Consider the following 16343-nt stretch of genomic DNA (forward strand, 5'->3'; position numbering starts at 1 on the left):
ATGGCCTTCTACAGTCACTTCCTCCGCAACGTCGAACAAATCCTGTTCCCGGACCGGGATCAGCACGCCATCCCCTCCATGGACGGCGCGCTCTCCCCCAACGGGCGGCTCGACGCCTTCACCGTGCTGCTGCCTGACCTGACCGACGTGGACGACGTGGCCGTCGCCGCCGACGGCCTCTACGTCTCGGCCGGACGCCTGGTTGTGCACCGCTTCGGCCCCGCCCTCGGCCAGAGCCGCACCTTGGCGAGCTTCGACGGCACGGCGGGCGCGCTCGCCGTGCACCCGGACGGGCGCCTGCTGGTCTGCGTCGCCGGCAAGGGCCTCGCGGCCATCGACGCCGACGGCGGCCAGCGCTGGCTGACCGAGGCCGAGGGCGGGCCGCTCGCCTGCCTCACCAGCGTCACTGTCGCGCCCGACGGCACCATCGTGCTCACCGACGGCAGCAGTCGCCACCGCGCCGCCGACTGGTGCCGCGACCTGATGGAGAAGAACGCCGCCGGCCGCCTGATCGTCGCCGACGCCGGCCTCGCTACGGCGCGCGTGGTGCGGGGCGGCCTCGCCTATCCGCACGGCTGCGCCTTCTCCGCCGACGGGCGCCAGCTGTGGTTCACCGAGAGCTGGATGCACCGCGTCAGCCGCTGCGCCTATGGCGCGGGGGGCCTCGCCGCGCCCGAGGTGGTGATCCCCAACCTGCCGGGCTACCCGGCCCGCCTGACGCCGGCCGCCGCCGGCGGCTTCTGGCTGCCCCTGTTCGCGCTGCGCACCCACCTGGTCGAGCTGGTGCTGCGCGACGACGATTTTCGCCGCGACATGATGCTCACCATCGCCCCCGAGCTGTGGATCGCGCCGCAATATTCCTCCGGCAAGAGCTACCTGGAGCCGTTGCAGGGCGGCGGCATGCGCAAGCTCGGCATCCTCAAGCCGTGGGCGCCGCCGCGCTCCTACGGCTTCGTCGGCCGCATCGGTGACGACGGCCGCTTCCTCGACAGCGCCCAGAGCCGGGCCGGCGGCGACCACCACGGCATCGTCAGGGCGATCGAGCCGCCGCAGGGCCTCGTCGTCGTCTCGAAGGCCGTGGGCCAGCTCCTGCAAGCCCCACCGGAGACCCGCCAATGAACGAGATGAGCGTCGCCACGGGCCTGGCCGCGGAGGGGCAAGGGAAGGGTCGCGTGCCGGTGCTGCGCGTCAGCCGCGCCAGCAAGGTCTACGGCGGCGTGCACGCCATCGAGGACGTGGATTTCGACGTCCACGCCGGCGAGGTGCACGCCCTGGTGGGCGAGAACGGGGCCGGCAAGTCCACCCTGTGCAAGGCCATCGCCGGGGCCATCCAGCTCACGTCAGGCGAGATCGCCCTCGACGGCCAGCCCGCCCAGTTCGAGCGCCCGGCCGACGCGCTCGCCGCCGGCATCAACATGGTCTACCAGGAGACCAGCCTGGTGCCGACCATGACCGTGGCGCAGAACCTGGAGCTGGGCAACGAGCCGCTGATCACCCGCTTCCGCTCGCTCAACATCCAGGCCCAGCAGCTGCTGCAATCGCTCAACTTCCACGTGGAGCCCACCGCCATGGTGGCGACGCTCGGCACCGCCAAGCGGCAGATGGTGGAGATCGCCCGCGCCGTGCGCCACAAGGCGCGGCTGATCATCTTCGACGAGCCCACGGCCAGCCTGACGCCCGAAGAAATCCTGCACTTCTTCCACCTGGTGGAGGACCTCAGGGCCCGGGGCGTCGCCATCATCTACATCTCCCACGCGCTGGAAGAATCCCTCAAGATTTCCGACCGCATCACCGTGCTGCGCGACGGCAAGCTGGTGATCACGGCGCCGACCAAGGACATGACGCGCGAGGAGCTGGTGCGGCACATGGTGGGCCGCGACATCTCCCGCACCCACTACGCCAAGCACGCCGCCAGCGCGCCCAGGGAGGCCGGGCCGCCGGTGCTGCGCGAAAAGGTGCTGGAGGTGGAGAACGTCACCATGGGCACGGCGGTGAAGAACATGTCGTTCTCGCTCTACGCCGGCGAGGTGGTGGGCGTGGCCGGCCTGATCGGCTCGGGCCGCACCGAGATCGCCAAGGTGATCGCCGGCGCCTTGAAGCGCAACCTGATCAACGGCGGCATGATCTACCTGCGCGGCAAGCCGGTGCGCTACCGCGTGCCGCGCCAGGCCATCGACGACGGCATCGTCTACATCACCGAGGACCGCAAGCTCGACGGCTTCTTCGAGACCATGGCCATCGACGACAACATGTACGTGGGCAAGCTCGCCACCAAGGCCGGCCGCTCGTTCCTGCTGTCCGGCGCCGTGCGCAAGGCGCTCGCCTCCGAGCTGATCGCGCGCCTGCGCATCGCCGCGCTCGACAGCCGCGCCAAGATCATCGAGCTCTCCGGCGGCAACCAGCAGAAGGTGGTGGTGGGCAAGGCCCTGGCCCAGGACCCGTCCATCGTCATCTTCGACGAGCCGACGCGCGGCGTCGACGTGGGCGCCATCCCAGAGATCCACGGCGCCATCCGCCGCCTCGCCGACGAGGGCAAGGCCGTCATGGTGATCTCCTCCTACCTCCCCGAGGTCCTGAGCATCTCCGACCGCATCCTGGTCGCCCGCCAGGGCCGCATCGTCGCCGAGCTCGACGCCGCGACCGCGGACGAGCGCCAGGTGATGTACGCCGCGATCCATTGAGGGGGTTACATCTGCGGTAGCGGCGGTTGGGCTCCATACCTCGCCCCGCTTGCGGGGAGAGGTCGCCTTGCGCGCCTGCGCAAGGCGGGTGAGGGGGGCTCCCGGAGAAGGCTCAAGCCCGGCCGCGGCGCGGGGCCAAGCCCCCTCACCCCTCCCTCTCCCCACAAGTGGGGCGAGGGTGCGCGGCGGCTCCGTCTGCGTAAAGCCGTCAAGGCCAGCGTCGTCCGTCGCGGGCTCCGGCTACAACTGGGCTTTGATAAGCCGGAGCAGCCGGAAGCGCGTCTCGTCGTTGCCGTTCGTGAGCGAGATCACGAACCTCACCTGCCCGTGCTTGGCGGTGTCGGCGTAGCCGGCGAGCGTGCGCACCCCTTCCATCGTGCCGGTCTTGTTCGTGCCGCCGTCATGGCCGTGGAGCAAAGCGGCGTGGGGCGCGAAGAGGGCGAGCACCTTGGCGAGGCCGCGCGGGGTGAAGCGGTTGTCGCGGCTGATGCCCGAGCCCTCCTCCAGATGAATGGCATCGGAGAGGCCCTGCGCGGCCAGCATCGCGTTCGCGACCTGCAGCGACTTCTCGAGGCTCACCGGCCCGCCTAGGCGCCGCCCGCCGATCTCCAGAAAGACCTGGTTGGCGACATAGTTGTTGGAGCCGCGGAGCAGCGCGACGAGGATCTCGGACAGGGGACGCGACTGCCGGTGCACGTAGACCGGCTCCCGTCCCTCGGGCACGGCTCCGGTCGAGATGGTACCCGTCACGCGGCCGCCGGCCCGCTCGATGAAGGCGGCGATCAGCTCCCCGGCATAGCGGAGGCTCACCGCAGGGTCCTGGCTCAGGCTGATGCGCCCACTCCCCTTTGGCCCTCGCGCCCGGAATTCGGTGATGGCGAGGGGGGTGATCGGCGTCTGCGGCTCGGCCGAGCGCACCTTGTCCTTGCTGCGCACGGCATGGACCGTGTTGAAATTCACCGCCAGCGCGCCGTTCAGCGCATCGTAGGCCGCATCGGTGTCCTCGATGCCGGGGATGGCGAGGCGTGCGGGATAGTAGCTCGCATCGAGCACGATGCCGGTGATCGGCTCCTTGCCGATGGCAGCGACCAGCCCGGTCGCGAGCAGCGCCAGCTCTTCCGAGATCAGGAACGGATCGCCGCCGCCGCGCACATAGAGCACCCGCTTGTCGTCGAGGTAGAAGCGCGTCTCGAAGCGATAGTCGCCGCCCAGCACCTCCATCGCCAGCCACGCCGTCACGATCTTGGCGACCGAGGCCGGAACGAACGGCCGATCCGCATTCTGCGCCACCAACTCGTTGCCGCCGGCATCCACAACAAGCACCGACGCGGACGGAGCCAGCGCCGCAAGCTTCTCCTTGGCCCCGGCCCCGGCGGGGGCCGGCAGCAGGAGCAGAGCCAGGGCGAGGAGGCGGTACAGCATGGCGACTCCGGGGCGGCGGCTTGCGGGCCTGTGTTAATGAGGCGCAGGCATCGGGGCAGTCAATCGCGAAGTTCTTCGGTTCTGACGGAAGCCGACCGCTGGCTTTCTCGCGGAACCTGAAGCGCAAAATCAGTCTGAGGCCGGGGCCAGGAAACGGGAGAGACAGCGCCGCGGCCGTCTCTCCCGAACTGCCAGCGGCGGCCTGATCGACCCACGTAAGGCGAGCTCTTGCGTCCCCCAAAGCGAAGCGTCGAGCGGCCGCCCCGACATCACTCTCGCGGCGGCCGGGTAAATAATGCTAGCGCGAGCTACACGCCAGAGTGTAGGATTACGTCACATTTCAATCGCGGAGTATCGATGAGCCAGGTGCAGCCAAAGGTATCGACCTTTCCGGTCGTTGTGCAGCCTGACTTCGTTGAACGTCAAGCGAAAACCAGCCCGCTGCAGGCTCTGGCCGAGTTCGTCTGGAACGCAGTGGATGCAGATGCGACCCTGGTTGAGATCGAACTAGACAGCAACGAGATTGGGCTCCAGCGCATCGTTGTTCGAGACAACGGTACAGGTATCAGTTTTGCTGAGGCTCCCGAACTGTTTGGCAATTTGGGCGGTTCATGGAAGCGGCTTCGTGCACGTTCGCAAAAGGAGGGACGGGTACTGCATGGGCGAGAGGGCCGCGGCCGCTTCAAGGCTATCGTCCTCGGACGCACTGCTGATTGGTACGTTACCTACGACGGTGGCTTAGACGTCGGCATGCGGTCTTACTCCATCACAATCATCGCCGATCAATTGCGCGAAGTTCGCATCAGCGATGAAGGCGCCCCAAGATCAACTTTTACCGGTGTTGAATTAGTTATCACTGAACCGAAGCATGACTTTCGCTCACTACAGTCGGACGATACAGCACAGGAACTGGCGGAGATATTTGCGCCATATCTAAAGGACTACAAGCAAGTTACAATTTCACTTCAAGGCATGCGGCTCGACCCTAGTACCGCTATTTTGGCTAGCTCGCCCTATAACCTGACCGACATCGGCGAGGGCGACAGAGCGTTTCCTGTTCGGCTGGAGATCGTCGAATGGCGTCGCCATACGAAGCGCGCGTTGTATCTCTGTAACGAGGGAGGCTTTCCTCTACATCAGGTTGACGCGAGGTTCCATGTTGGAGAGCACAATTTCTCAGCTTATCTGAAGTCGCCATTCATCGAGCGACTGCACGACGACAATCTTCTACAAGCGGCAGAGATGAATCCGTCGCTCAACACAGCCATCGAGGAGGCAAAATCAAAGATCAAGGAGCACTTTCGGCAGCGATCCGCCGACGCCGTTCGTACAGTAGTCGAAGAATGGAAAGCGGAAAAAAGCTACCCCTTCTCAGAGCCACCAACAACGCCACTGGAGGCTGTGGAGCGCCAAGTCTTCGACATTGTGGCAGTTACAGCGAGCCGATACGTGCCCGACTTCTCAGTCGCAGCCCAGAAAAATCGGGCGTTTCAATTGCGCATGTTGCGGCAGGCAATCGAACGGAGCCCGGCTGACCTGCAGCTTATTTTAAAGGAAGTTCTCAATCTTCCTCCTCGGCAACAAGAGGAAATGGCAAAGCTCCTCAAAGAAGCCTCCCTGTCAGCCATCATAAGCGCAGCGAAGGTTGTATCAGACCGGCTCAAATTCCTTGTGAGCCTGGAAACAATCGTCAACGACCCTGACATAAGTAGGCACGTGCGAGAGCGCAGCCAGCTTCACAGGATGCTCGCAGATAACACATGGATATTCGGCGAAGAATTTAATTTGATGGTCGACGATCAAGGCTTAACTCAATGCCTTCGTCAGACCGCAAAAGCTTTAAACAAGGATATTATTATCAACAAACCAGTCAAGCATCCAACCAAAAGCGGAGGAATCGTGGACTTAATGTTGTCTCGAGCGCGAAGGCTACACAAACCAACCGACGTTGAGCACTTGGTCGTTGAGTTAAAGGCTCCGCGCGTGGCTATAAAGCGAAAGGAACTTGAGCAGGTAGAAGAGTACGCGCAGGCCGTCGCCGAAGACGCTCGTTTCGATACAAAGCAGACCAAGTGGTCGTTCTGGGCGATATCGCGCGAAATTGACGAGAATCTGATGCATTTCAAGCAGGTGGAACACGCCCCTGAAGGCGTTGTGCTCAAGCGCAAAAACGTCACGATTTGGATTCGAACGTGGGGCCAATTGATAGCTGAAAATAAAGGCCGACTGCAGTTCTTCCAGGAAAAACTTGAACACAGCGTAGATCAAGGAGCAGCACTAAGACACCTCCAAGCTCGCTACGCCGACTTGCTGACCGAGACAAAGGCAGGGGCGGCAATCGACGCGGCCTTGACCGATGATGACGAAGATTGGGATGGGGAGCACGACGATCAGTCGGAAGACGTGGCAGAGCCAGCGGACGGCTAGCTGATCGGCGGCAAAAAGCGTCGAGAGTTCTTGCTACAATGTTGACGGCTACTACTCTTTTTGAAGCGCGAAATCTGCAATCTTTGATTGCCCGCGATCGCGCTCGTACCACCCGACTCCAGAAACGCCAACGCGCATGAGCGCTTGAAGAATGAGTCAGATCACCGATCGTCACAAGCTCGCCCACAGGGCCGTCCTTGCGGTATCAAAGGTTCTATCTCGGGCTGGCGCACTCACGGAAGCCGTAAAAAATGACTATGGTGAGGATCTTATCGTCCAGACATCGCTGGGTGATACAGCAGACAACTTTACGCTGCTTGTCCAGGTAAAGGGCACAATGCGTACAATTAAGGACAGCTCGCTGACGCTGTCGATTGACGTCGATCATCTTTATCGTTGGGCCAGCCATGCTCAACCCGTGCTAGTTTGTATTTACAGCGAACAATCAGATCAAATTTACGCTTTTTCGCCGCGAGACTCTATCAGCCTCTGGGAACTAAGCACGCTAAAGACCAAATCAAAGACGGTTCGGCTAAATCAAACGCATGAATTTAATGAAACCACTGCTATAAAGTTTATTTGGCACTGTCGAATTGAGCACTGTGCACGCATGCTGACGTGGCACGAAAGCAATTTGGCGTATTCTATCGACGCAGGAGAATTTGAACGCCGGCAGAAACACATAGGCCGTGAGCTGAATCTTATCACCTTTAATTTTCTTCGGGACATCGGCGTTCTTGTCGGCGACAGCGACGTGCAGCACGAATTCCGAAGGAAAACAGAGAACGCAAGCCGAGCGTTTTCACGAGACAGATCGGCCATCGGCAATCATCAGCTAGATGCTGAAAGCGCCATCGCACTTGCCCTGTTAGGCCATATGGACACGCTCGTTAGCGGCCTAGGTTTACCGAGGATTCTGATAGACCGATGCAGCTCGCTCGTGAAGATGTTCTTTGAGAAGAGTCATCCTGCGGAGTGGCGCCGCATCGAGGCGAACTTCGAGAAGGCCTTCACTTAGTTAGGCACCTGGTCGCGGAACATATTCATGACCAGCGCCTGGCTGACGGGCCGGAGGTCCGCGGGCAGCGGCGGCACCTGGCGAGCGCGGTGGGGAGCTGGCCCGGGCCATCGGCGCCGTCGGGCCGGATCGTCACCAGGGGCACGGGGGCGTCGAACGGCGGCAGCCGCATGATCGGCTCGCCGACGGGCAAGGCCTCCAGGTCGAAGGGCGCGCCGGAGCGGCAGTCCACCATCACCTCGAAGCGCTCGCCCGCATACATCGTGAGCTTCTTCGCCTCGACGGGGCTCTCCAAACGCCCGCCGTCGGAGCCGACGACGAAGAGCGAGCGGCCGTCGGAGACCTTCAGCAGGTAGCTGCGGGCATTGGAGCCGTCGAGCAGGCGCAGCCGCACCCAGCCGCGGGCCGTGCGCGCCTCGGGGTATGGCCCGGCTCTCCCCGCAAGCGGGACGAGATCCGCAGCCGAGCTGAATGGTCATCCGCGCTCGTGGCCTCGATCGCGGATGAATCATCAGACAAAGTGCGCTAAAGCCGCGGTATGGGATTTGGGGTCTTCGTCCACCGCTCAGACTCGATCTACGACGACAGCCCGGCTGAGCGGTACCAGTTCCCGCGCCTGTATCTGGGGCGGGTCGAAGCGTGTGTCGGCGATTGGATCGTCTATTACGAGCCAAGGAAGGTCGCGGAAACCCGCGGCTATTTCGCCACCGCCAAGGTCGAACGGGTCATTCCCGATCCCAGCGCTCCCGGCATGTTTCTGGCTCTTATTGAGCCCGGCAGCTACCTCGACTTTGCCAATCCGGTCCCCTTCAGTGATGCGGGTAGCGTGATTGAACGCGGCGTCCTGAACGAGGATGGGCGCATTTCGGGCCGCGCCCAGTCCGCCGTGCGCCCGCTCTCACCGAGCGACTTCGGCCGGATAACCGGCCTCGGATTGACTGATGGCGAGCCGCTGCTTCCGCGCATCGGCGACGATATGGCGCCTATTGGCCTTCGCGAAGAGCAGACGCCATTTGAGTTCGAGCAGACCCGCGAACGCGTCAGCTATCTATCGTCGCGGATCATACGGGATCGCATCTTTCGCCGTGTCGTGCTGCGCGCCTATGACGAGCGCTGCGCCATTAGCGGACTGAGGCTCATCAATGGCGGCGGGCGCGCCGAGGTCGCGGCGGCGCATATCCGGCCGGTCGAAGCCAGCGGCCCTGACATCGTCAGCAACGGGCTTGCCCTGTCAGGCACCGCCCATTGGATGTTCGATCGTGGGCTGATCAGCCTTAGGGATAACCTGGAGATTTTGATCTCCCGCCAAGCCAATGACCCGGACGGCATACGAGCCTTCATCAACAGGAGCGGCCGGGCGATAGCGCCTCAAAGAAAATTCGAGCACCCGCATCCGCACTTCCTGCAATGGCACCGAGAGCACTGCTTCAAGCAGTGAAGCAGTGGCATCGGGCGAGGTGAAGCCACTCCAATCACGGCAGCGGGCGCTCACGCTTCCGCCGTGGCGAAGCTGGCCTCGGTCTTCAGCCGGAGCTGGACGCCCGCCGCATCCGCACGCGCGAGCTTGTCTACGCCAGCCGCTTCGGCCAGGAGGTGGTCGGCTTCCAGCAGGACGCGGCGGCATGGTGGTCGCTCTGTCGGGTCGCGGCGACGCGACCGGCCAGCCGTCGCCCCCTGCCCCGCGCTGACCTATGAGCGCCGGCATTGCGGCGGAGGCCATCTCCACCGGCAGCCGCGGATATGGGGCGGTCAACGACGCTACCGGTCCCTCTCGCCGGCGGTTGCGCTGTCTCCCAGCATCATCGCCCGAAGCCGGCCGGGGCCCATCGCCAGGCCGAGGTTCCTGAGCCCGAAGAACGGCAGGAGCGCGACGAACATGATGACCGCGGCGCTGAGCAATCCCGCCAGCCCGCCGCCGCCGACGCTCGGAACGCTCGCCATGATCGTCCTGCCGTGGATCAGCCCCTCGACGACCTTCTCGATAACATGCACGACAAGGAAGAGCGCCGTGAGGAGAAGGGTTTCGTACAGGATCGGCCAGATGAGCGGCCGCTTGCGCAGCCACCCGCCCGGATCGAACATCTCGTAGACCATCATCACTTTGGCGAAGACGAGCGCGTTGATGAAGGCGAAGCCCTGCATGACGACATTGACGCCCTCCTCGCGCAGGACGATGCTCTGATTCAGCACGAACACGCCGAACAGAATCCAGAGATAGAAGAAGAGGATCAGGAACCGGCGGAACTCCTCCGCCGCCTTCTCCTTCAGCCCCGCCGGCTTGTGCACGGGCGGCGGCGCCCCGTCAGCCATTCCCAAAGCGCCTGGATCGCTCGATCGACTAGCCATCGAACCCCTCCGTGTCACGCGCGTTCATCCAGACCTTGGCAGGGCCGCCAGCGCTCCCGCAAGGGTCGGGACGCGACCGCGTCAGCGCCTCCCACAAGCGCAAGCGACGTCGCGATTATCAAGAGCAATCTTGTTCGTGGGAGGACCAGCGACGGCAGGCCACAGGGTGGGATCGGGGCGGACCTGCACAGTGCGCCGGCGGGGCACGGCCTCAGAGACCTGCGTGCCGCGCCGTCATGGCCGGGCTTGACGTTGGCCATCCATCGCAACGAGTAGCCTCAGCCCGACAGGGCTGCCCGAATGTTGTTGTTTTCCAAGTGGATGGATGGCCGGGTCAAGCCCGGCCATGACGTTGGCGGGGGGCCTACGGCTTGTGTGCATTCGATAGCCACGGGCGGGGAGCGATCGGATCGCGTGCCGCGAGACACCGCGCTCGCGCAAGGTCCAGGCCGGTCACGTCACTCGGTTGGCCCCCTCACCCTGCCCTCCCCACAAGCGCGGCGAAGGGCACCCGGCGGCTTCGTCGCCGCTCGGGCCTCGAGGCCGCGGCGCTAGAACGGCTGCCCGGCGGTGCGCAGCACCGCTTCGACGTCGGTCAGCCAGACCAGCTTCTGCGCCTTGAGAGTCTCGAGGACGCGCCGCAGGGCCGCCGCGCCCGCAGGGGTGCCGACGACGAAGGGATGGATGCCGATGGCGACGACCGTTGCCGGCCGGCTTGGGTCGGCCGCCGCCTCGCGGGCGAGCTCGCCGACGTAGTCGATCCACAGCCGCTCCAGGTCGCTCGCCTCCTTGAAGCGCGAGAGGTACTGGCCCATGTCGACGACGCTCGGCGGATAGGGCACCAGCACGAGCGGCGCGGGCTTGGTGTCGAGCCGAGCCAGCCTGTCGGAATCCATGCCGTCGAGCGAATAGCGGATGCCTTCGGCCGCGCTCGCCGCAAACGTTTCTTCGTCGGGATAGACGCTCGGGCTCGACCAGCCGGTGCTGCGCACCCCGGTCGCCGCTTCGATCATGTCGAGGGTCTTGCGGATGTAGACGCGCTGGGCGGCCGCCCCCTCGGCCAGGGGCAAAAGATCGGTCGCGTTGTTGAGGCCGTGGGCGATGATCGGCGCCTGCGGAACCAGGGCGCGCAGCGCCGCCCACGTCTGCGGCTGGGCCTGCGGGAATTGCGCATTCAGCGCAAGGCTCAAGGGGACACCCATCTCCTTGAACAGCCGGCCGGTGCGCGGCAGACCGAAGTTGATGGCGTACTGGCGAAAGCCCTCGTCGACGAGGTCGGGCTTGCGCCCGGTCATGTCGGGACGGAAGTTCGGCCCCTGCCCGTGCCCCCACGTCTCAACGTAGAGGACGAAGGTGACGGCGACCTTCTTGCCGTCCGGCCACGACGGGACGGGGATGTCCTGCCGCGGCAGGCCGGTGATCCAGTCCGGGCCGCTCTGCGCCAGCGCCGGGGCGAACGGCGCCAGGACGGCGAGCAGCGCCGCGAGAATGAGCCCACGCATGTTGCACCTATCCGTTTGTCGAGAGCGTCCGGGGCGGAGCGCTTCACCTCGCCCCGCCTGCGGGGAGAGGTCGGAGCGCGCGAGCGAAGCTCGTGCGCTCCGGGTGAGGGGGGCCTGCCGGAGAGGACTCCAAGCTGGTTGGGCTGCTGCACGCCCCCTCACCCCTCCCTCTCCCCGCAAGCGGGGCGAGGGGGCGCGGCGTCTCTCGTTGCGGCCAAACCGTCAAAGCCCGTTTGCCATGCTGTCCGGCCCCATCGCTCAATGCAGGTCGTCGAGGGAGGCGGCGCCCGAGCCGCCGGAGATCAGGGTCGGCCACTGCCTGGAGCCGAACGGCACGGCGGGCGGCAGGAACGGCTCCTTGCCGCGCTTCTTCATTTCCGCAACGATGGTCTTGCGGCCGTCGCCTCCCATCAGCTCGTAGTCCATCAGCCGGTCGTTGTTGAAGAACAGGCCGCCCACCGAGCGATCGGAGATGATGCGCACGAGCGAGGTCAGCATGTCGTCGGGCGTGGTGGTGAACGAGATGGTCTCGATCAGCATCAGCCGGTCATTGATCGCGTCGGGCCCGAAGTATTGCGCCAGCACGCTGAACAGCACGTTGTTCTGCCGCGCCACGTAGATCGTGTTGCTGGCCCCGTAGGCCTGGTCGAAGCTGCCCCCCAGCTCCTGCTTCCAGCCGTCGAGCACGCCCATCCAGTGCGTCACCTGGGTCTGCGCCGCCCAGGCGATGGCATGGCGCAGCACCGGCGCCTGCTGCTTGGCGAACGCCTCCACCGCATCGAGGCGGATGACGCCCTTGGCCAGGCAGTCCTCCATGAAGGCGATGTTGTTCTCCAGGATGGCGCGCGAGTTCGCCCGCCACTCGTCCGGCATGTCCGCCGCGCCGATGCCCTCGAGGGCGCTCTTCATCTCCGTCAGATAGGCCCGCATGGGCGCGACCCAGGTCTTGTCGTCCGGGTTGTCGACGTAGGGCAGCACCACCTCGGAGATCGCCATGGTGCTGTGCCCGAGCGATTTCATCACCTGGTAGACCTTGGGCACCGACGGCGCCTCGGTGGGCGGCTGGCCGGGCCGATAGAGGATCATGCGCCCGCCCGCGCCCGAGAACAGCGCCAGGATGACCGGGTGCTTGCCGAGGATGTTCCTGCGGAATGCCGTTCCCGCATTGTCGTAGAGGGAGAACATCGTGGTGTTGAGCTGCAGCACGTTGCGCGTGGCGAGATCCTTCGCCGACGGCGGCTGCGGCGGCCCGGAGATGGGCTTCAAGTAATCCGGCAGCTCGGCGGCCGCGGCGCCGGACAGGGCGGCGGCGAGCGCCGCGGCCAAGACGAAACCTATACGCGCAGATCTCATCGCTTCCCCCCTCGTCGTGATGAGCTAGGGCCAACCGCCCCGTCGTTTGTTTCAGCTTCAGTAAAGCCCGTTGTCGATACTGACTCCTGGAAGGATTCGCCCCTCCGATCAACGATGGCACGCGAACGTGAACACTGTCGGGCGCCCGGCTTGGCAGCCCGCGCGAGCGGCGAACGATCGCGGCTCGCGCCGGTGCCTGAGAGCGACCTGACGGGTGGACCCGGAGCCGCCCGCCGATCACTTGCCCCCCGCTCGGGAAGCGCCCCGGATTCAAGGATTTGGAGCATGTCGTGAGCGGCTGACTGGATCCGCTCCAGACAGGCCCCAGGCCATTCGCGTAGCAGACCGACGGCGAAACTGACTATTCCCTCATTTGAGGGATCTGGCGCCCGGTCCGGCCAGGCTTGCAGCGTCCACGTCCGGGGCCGATGCGCTCAGCAGAATCTAGACAATCTGAGCTGAAATTCACGGACTGGAGCCGAGCTGCGGTCCGCAAATGTCTGCTGAGGTCAGCGGTCTCCGCCGTCGCCCATCTGGAAGCGCCGCAGCAGCGTCGTGTGCGAGCTGACGCTGAAATGCCGGTAAACGGCCCTTTGATACTGGGCGATGGTGTATTCGGACAAGGACAGGCTGGCAGCCATCTCCTTGCGCGTGCGGCCATCGAGCAGGAGATTGAGCACCAGCCGCAGGCGCGGCGAGAGGCGCGGCACGGAGGCGCCGCGGTCCGTCGGCCACCCCTGTTCGTGCAGCCAGGGCAGCTCGCTCAAGAGGATATGGGCGATGCGGCCCTCGCGCTCGTCGAACGGCGCCTCGGTCTTGCGCCGGAAGATGGAAATGGTGCTGACGGCGCGCTCGTCGATCGGCCGCAGGGAAAAGATGAAGGGGCCGATATCGGCATCGCGCAGGTGGGCATCCACGCCGGAGGCGGCGAACGCCGGCTCGTCGACGACTTGCTGGCGCACGCGCGTGACATGGGAGGATCGCTGACGCATCTCCCCCAGGAGCTTCTCGGAGGTCCAGGCCATGTCGGGGTGGCCGGCGGCGAGCAGCAGCCGCGCGTAGCGCGCCTCGTCGAAGCCGCCATGGGCGAGGCCGAGATAGACCGGCTGCTCGCCCGGCTCGGCGAAGCAGCCGAGGCTCCAGGTCCAGGCGTCGGCTTTGATCAGGCCGCACAGGCCTTCCATGAGCTGCCGCTTCGCACTGGTGAAATCCTGGCGCGACACGATGACGTCGCCGAGCAGCTTCACGATCTGGCGCACATCCGCTTCGGCGAGGGCGGCGGCCGGGTCGCGGGACAGGGGCGTGATGTCCGGGGGCATGGGGCGATCGGTCCTGGAGACATGCGGGCGGGCTGACGTCGGCAGCGCGATCGATCAGCCGCCGCCGAAAGGATCTCCCGTCCGGGATCGGCCCGTCAACGGCTCTCTCCGCCGGCCACCTCCCGCACCACCTCCCCGATCAGCCCCCGCAACCAGCGGTGGGCCGGATCGTTGCGGTAGCGGACGTGCCAGGCCATCTCCACCGGGAAGGTGCCGAGGTCGACGGGCGCCGGCACCACCTTGAGGCGCTTGTCGTGGGCAAGGCGGCGGCAGATGAGGGCGGGGAGCGTGGCGCAATAGTCCGTCACCGCGATCATCTCGGGCACCGCCAGGAAGTGCGTCACGGAGACGGCGACCTCGCGCTTCAGGCCCTGGCGCTCGAGCGCCTGCACCAGGCCGACGCGCAGGCGGCCGGGGGGCAGCACGTTCACGTGCCTGAGGCCTTCGTACTGCTCGCGCGTCATCGCGAACGAGATGTCCGGATGGCCGGCGCGCACCACGCAGGCGAGGCTCTCGTCCATCAGGTGCTGCACCACGAGATTGTCGGGCGCATCGACGATGCGGCCGAGCACCATCGCCGTCGTGCCGGAGACGACGCCGGTCTCGGCGAGATCGCTGCCGTAGGGCGTGAGCCGCAGGCTGATGCCGGGGGCGACCGTGCGGAGCCTGGCGACGATCGCCGGCGCCAGCGCGTATTCCACGTAGCTGTTGGGCGCGATGGTCATCAGCCGCTCGGCCTTGGCCGGGTCGAACGCCTGCTGGCCGAGCACCACGTCGTCGAGCCTGGCCAGCGCCGCGGCGATCACCGGCGCCAGCTCCTGGGCCGTCTGCGTCGGCTCGATGCCGTAGCGGGCGCGGACGAACAGCGGGTCGCCCAGCATCGTCCTGAGCCGCGCCAGCGCGTTGGAGAGCGCCGGCTGCGTCATGCCCAGCCGCTCGGCGGCGCGGGTGACGCTGCGCTCCTCCATCAGGGTGACGAAGACCGGCAGCAGGTTGAGGTCGTAACGCACGCCTTATAATGCCATGTGAATATCTGAAATCACAAAGATAAACTTCTGGAATATATCGCCCAGGCGCATGGTCAGCCCGTCCGCAAGGATCGACCCCCATCCAACGGAGGCTGTCATGAGCAAGGGACGCGTGCTTGTCGTCGGGTCCAACGCCACCCGCATCGAGGTGCAGGGCGGCGGCACCGGCGCGACCGGCCAGTATCTGAACGAGACGGTGGTGCCGGCCATGGCGCTGATCGCTGCCGGCTACGAGGTGGTGCTCGCCACCCCCGACGGCACCCAGCCGCATATCGACGAAGCGTCGGACAGCGCCGCCCACTTCGGCGGCGACGAGGCGGCCTATCGGCGCGCCAAGGCCTTCTTCGCCAGCGACCCCGCGATGACCCGGGTGCGCACGCTGCGCGCCGTCATCGCCGAAGGGCTCGACGCCTACGCGGGCGTGTTCGTGCCCGGCGGCCAGGCGCCGGTGGTCGACCTGATGCAGGACCCGGAGCTGGGCGAGATCCTGCGCCACTTTCACGAGCGCGCGAAGCCCACGGCGCTCCTGTGCCACGGCCCGATCGCCACGGTCGCGGCCCTGCCGGCGGCGCGGGACTTCCGCGCGGCGCTGGTCGCGGGGGACAAGGCCAAGGCGGCGGACCTGGGCAGGGGCTGGCCATATGCCGGCTACAAGATGACGGTGTTCTCCAAGACCGAGGAAAAGGTCGTGGAGGAGCAGATCCTGCACGCCAGGATCTTCTTCAACATGCCCGAGGCGCTGGAAGCCGCCGGCGGCGTGGTGGTCAACACGGCGGTCGACTTCGAGCCGAACGTGATCGAGGATCGCGAGCTGATCACCGGCCAGAACCCGCGGTCGGACCATCCGATCGCCGCGAGGCTGGTGGCGGCGCTCGATCGGGCGGCGGCAACCGCGTGAGCGCGGGGCGCGCGGCGGGCCCGGGGCAGCCTGGGCCCAGCCGGTGCCCGGCTTGCGAGACGGGCCGTGCCCATGTGAAGATCGTTGCTATCCTGGCGTGCATCGCGATCGGGTGAAGTCATCCGGTCGCACGGAAGTCCCCCTGCCGGGCCGCGCCGGGACGGGCCGGGACGTCCGGTGGGATCAGGCCGATGCCGGCGGCTTCGCGCGGGATGCGCGTCCACGACAAGCACGGCCATGGCCGCGCGCCGCGCGTATATTGCGAAGATCTCGCCGAATGGACGGCCCTGGTGCTCGAACCCGCCCAGGTCGCCTGACGCGGGAGCCCTGTCGCGGATCGCCACGTCGA

The 16343-nt window shown here is 65.7% G+C and carries 14 protein-coding genes; 7 read left to right on the forward strand and 7 right to left on the reverse strand.

The window, feature by feature from the left end; all coding sequences use genetic code 11:
- Complete coding sequence (locus ACZ5PO_RS05010; protein ID WP_464190892.1) at positions 1-1119, forward strand: SMP-30/gluconolactonase/LRE family protein; 1119 nt, start codon at positions 1-3, stop codon at positions 1117-1119.
- 5 nt (positions 1120-1124) lie between these two features.
- Positions 1125-2681, forward strand: a complete 1557-nt coding sequence (locus ACZ5PO_RS05015) for a sugar ABC transporter ATP-binding protein (RefSeq protein ID WP_464196682.1) — start codon at positions 1125-1127, stop codon at positions 2679-2681.
- A 240-nt stretch (positions 2682-2921) separates the two neighbouring features.
- Here ACZ5PO_RS05015 and ACZ5PO_RS05020 read toward each other — a convergent pair whose 3' ends face one another.
- Positions 2922-4103, reverse strand: a complete 1182-nt coding sequence (locus ACZ5PO_RS05020) for a D-alanyl-D-alanine carboxypeptidase/D-alanyl-D-alanine-endopeptidase (protein WP_464190894.1) — start codon at positions 4101-4103, stop codon at positions 2922-2924.
- 357 nt (positions 4104-4460) lie between these two features.
- On the opposite strand from ACZ5PO_RS05020, the gene ACZ5PO_RS05025 reads away from it, so the two are divergent.
- Both ACZ5PO_RS05025 and ACZ5PO_RS05030 read left to right on the forward strand, forming a co-directional pair.
- Positions 4461-6530, forward strand: a complete 2070-nt coding sequence (locus ACZ5PO_RS05025) for an ATP-binding protein (RefSeq protein ID WP_464190896.1) — start codon at positions 4461-4463, stop codon at positions 6528-6530.
- A gap of 151 nt (positions 6531-6681) precedes the next feature.
- Positions 6682-7548 carry a DUF4365 domain-containing protein gene (locus ACZ5PO_RS05030; RefSeq protein WP_464190898.1) on the forward strand — a complete coding sequence of 289 codons (867 nt, stop codon included), beginning with the start codon at positions 6682-6684 and terminating at the stop codon, positions 7546-7548.
- Positions 7549-7573: 25 nt separating this feature from the next.
- Here ACZ5PO_RS05030 and ACZ5PO_RS05035 read toward each other — a convergent pair whose 3' ends face one another.
- Positions 7574-7942 (reverse strand): hypothetical protein, encoded by a 369-nt coding sequence (locus ACZ5PO_RS05035; RefSeq protein WP_464190900.1) that lies wholly within the window; start codon positions 7940-7942, stop codon positions 7574-7576.
- Positions 7943-8086: 144 nt separating this feature from the next.
- Between ACZ5PO_RS05035 and ACZ5PO_RS05040 the strand changes: the two genes are divergently transcribed.
- Positions 8087-8986 (forward strand): HNH endonuclease, encoded by a 900-nt coding sequence (locus tag ACZ5PO_RS05040; protein WP_464190902.1) that lies wholly within the window; start codon positions 8087-8089, stop codon positions 8984-8986.
- 320 nt (positions 8987-9306) lie between these two features.
- Here ACZ5PO_RS05040 and ACZ5PO_RS05045 read toward each other — a convergent pair whose 3' ends face one another.
- The 5 genes from ACZ5PO_RS05045 to ACZ5PO_RS05065 form a co-directional block, all read right to left on the reverse strand.
- A complete protein-coding gene (locus tag ACZ5PO_RS05045; protein WP_464190904.1) occupies positions 9307-9858 on the reverse strand; it encodes a hypothetical protein in 552 nt (183 codons plus the stop codon).
- A gap of 587 nt (positions 9859-10445) precedes the next feature.
- Complete coding sequence (locus ACZ5PO_RS05050; protein WP_464190906.1) at positions 10446-11396, reverse strand: polysaccharide deacetylase family protein; 951 nt, start codon at positions 11394-11396, stop codon at positions 10446-10448.
- Positions 11397-11654: 258 nt separating this feature from the next.
- A complete protein-coding gene (locus ACZ5PO_RS05055) occupies positions 11655-12749 on the reverse strand; it encodes a hypothetical protein (RefSeq protein WP_464190908.1) in 1095 nt (364 codons plus the stop codon).
- A gap of 509 nt (positions 12750-13258) precedes the next feature.
- Positions 13259-14068 carry a helix-turn-helix transcriptional regulator gene (locus ACZ5PO_RS05060; RefSeq protein ID WP_464190910.1) on the reverse strand — a complete coding sequence of 270 codons (810 nt, stop codon included), beginning with the start codon at positions 14066-14068 and terminating at the stop codon, positions 13259-13261.
- A gap of 95 nt (positions 14069-14163) precedes the next feature.
- Positions 14164-15078: a LysR family transcriptional regulator gene (locus ACZ5PO_RS05065; RefSeq protein WP_464190912.1), complete on the reverse strand. Its 915-nt coding sequence runs from the start codon at positions 15076-15078 to the stop codon at positions 14164-14166.
- Positions 15079-15193: 115 nt separating this feature from the next.
- Here ACZ5PO_RS05065 and ACZ5PO_RS05070 point away from each other — a divergent pair, with 115 nt between their 5' ends.
- Together ACZ5PO_RS05070 and ACZ5PO_RS05075 are read left to right on the forward strand one after the other, a co-directional pair.
- Positions 15194-15994, forward strand: coding sequence for a type 1 glutamine amidotransferase domain-containing protein (locus ACZ5PO_RS05070; protein WP_464190914.1), 801 nt, complete (start codon positions 15194-15196; stop codon positions 15992-15994).
- Between the two features lie 191 nt (positions 15995-16185).
- The gene (locus tag ACZ5PO_RS05075; protein WP_464190916.1) at positions 16186-16311 is read left to right on the forward strand and encodes a hypothetical protein; all 126 of its coding nucleotides are present in this window, start codon (positions 16186-16188) and stop codon (positions 16309-16311) included.
- Positions 16312-16343: the final 32 nt, after the last annotated feature.

The sequence above is a fragment of the Chelatococcus sp. KU-N122 genome, from assembly GCF_055391085.1.

Excerpts from the sequence above, each read along its gene's own strand:
- ACZ5PO_RS05010 (WP_464190892.1), top strand. The coding sequence starts at position 1 with ATGGCCTTCTACAGTCACTTCCTCCGCAACGTCGAACAAATCCTGTTC.
- ACZ5PO_RS05015 (WP_464196682.1), top strand. The coding sequence starts at position 1,125 with ATGAGCGTCGCCACGGGCCTGGCCGCGGAGGGGCAAGGGAAGGGTCGC.
- ACZ5PO_RS05020 (WP_464190894.1), bottom strand. The coding sequence starts at position 4,103 with ATGCTGTACCGCCTCCTCGCCCTGGCTCTGCTCCTGCTGCCGGCCCCC.
- ACZ5PO_RS05025 (WP_464190896.1), top strand. The coding sequence starts at position 4,461 with ATGAGCCAGGTGCAGCCAAAGGTATCGACCTTTCCGGTCGTTGTGCAG.
- ACZ5PO_RS05030 (WP_464190898.1), top strand. The coding sequence starts at position 6,682 with ATGAGTCAGATCACCGATCGTCACAAGCTCGCCCACAGGGCCGTCCTT.
- ACZ5PO_RS05040 (WP_464190902.1), top strand. The coding sequence starts at position 8,087 with ATGGGATTTGGGGTCTTCGTCCACCGCTCAGACTCGATCTACGACGAC.
- ACZ5PO_RS05045 (WP_464190904.1), bottom strand. The coding sequence starts at position 9,858 with ATGGCTGACGGGGCGCCGCCGCCCGTGCACAAGCCGGCGGGGCTGAAG.
- ACZ5PO_RS05050 (WP_464190906.1), bottom strand. The coding sequence starts at position 11,396 with ATGCGTGGGCTCATTCTCGCGGCGCTGCTCGCCGTCCTGGCGCCGTTC.
- ACZ5PO_RS05055 (WP_464190908.1), bottom strand. The coding sequence starts at position 12,749 with ATGAGATCTGCGCGTATAGGTTTCGTCTTGGCCGCGGCGCTCGCCGCC.
- ACZ5PO_RS05060 (WP_464190910.1), bottom strand. The coding sequence starts at position 14,068 with ATGCCCCCGGACATCACGCCCCTGTCCCGCGACCCGGCCGCCGCCCTC.
- ACZ5PO_RS05070 (WP_464190914.1), top strand. The coding sequence starts at position 15,194 with ATGAGCAAGGGACGCGTGCTTGTCGTCGGGTCCAACGCCACCCGCATC.
- ACZ5PO_RS05075 (WP_464190916.1), top strand. The coding sequence starts at position 16,186 with ATGCCGGCGGCTTCGCGCGGGATGCGCGTCCACGACAAGCACGGCCAT.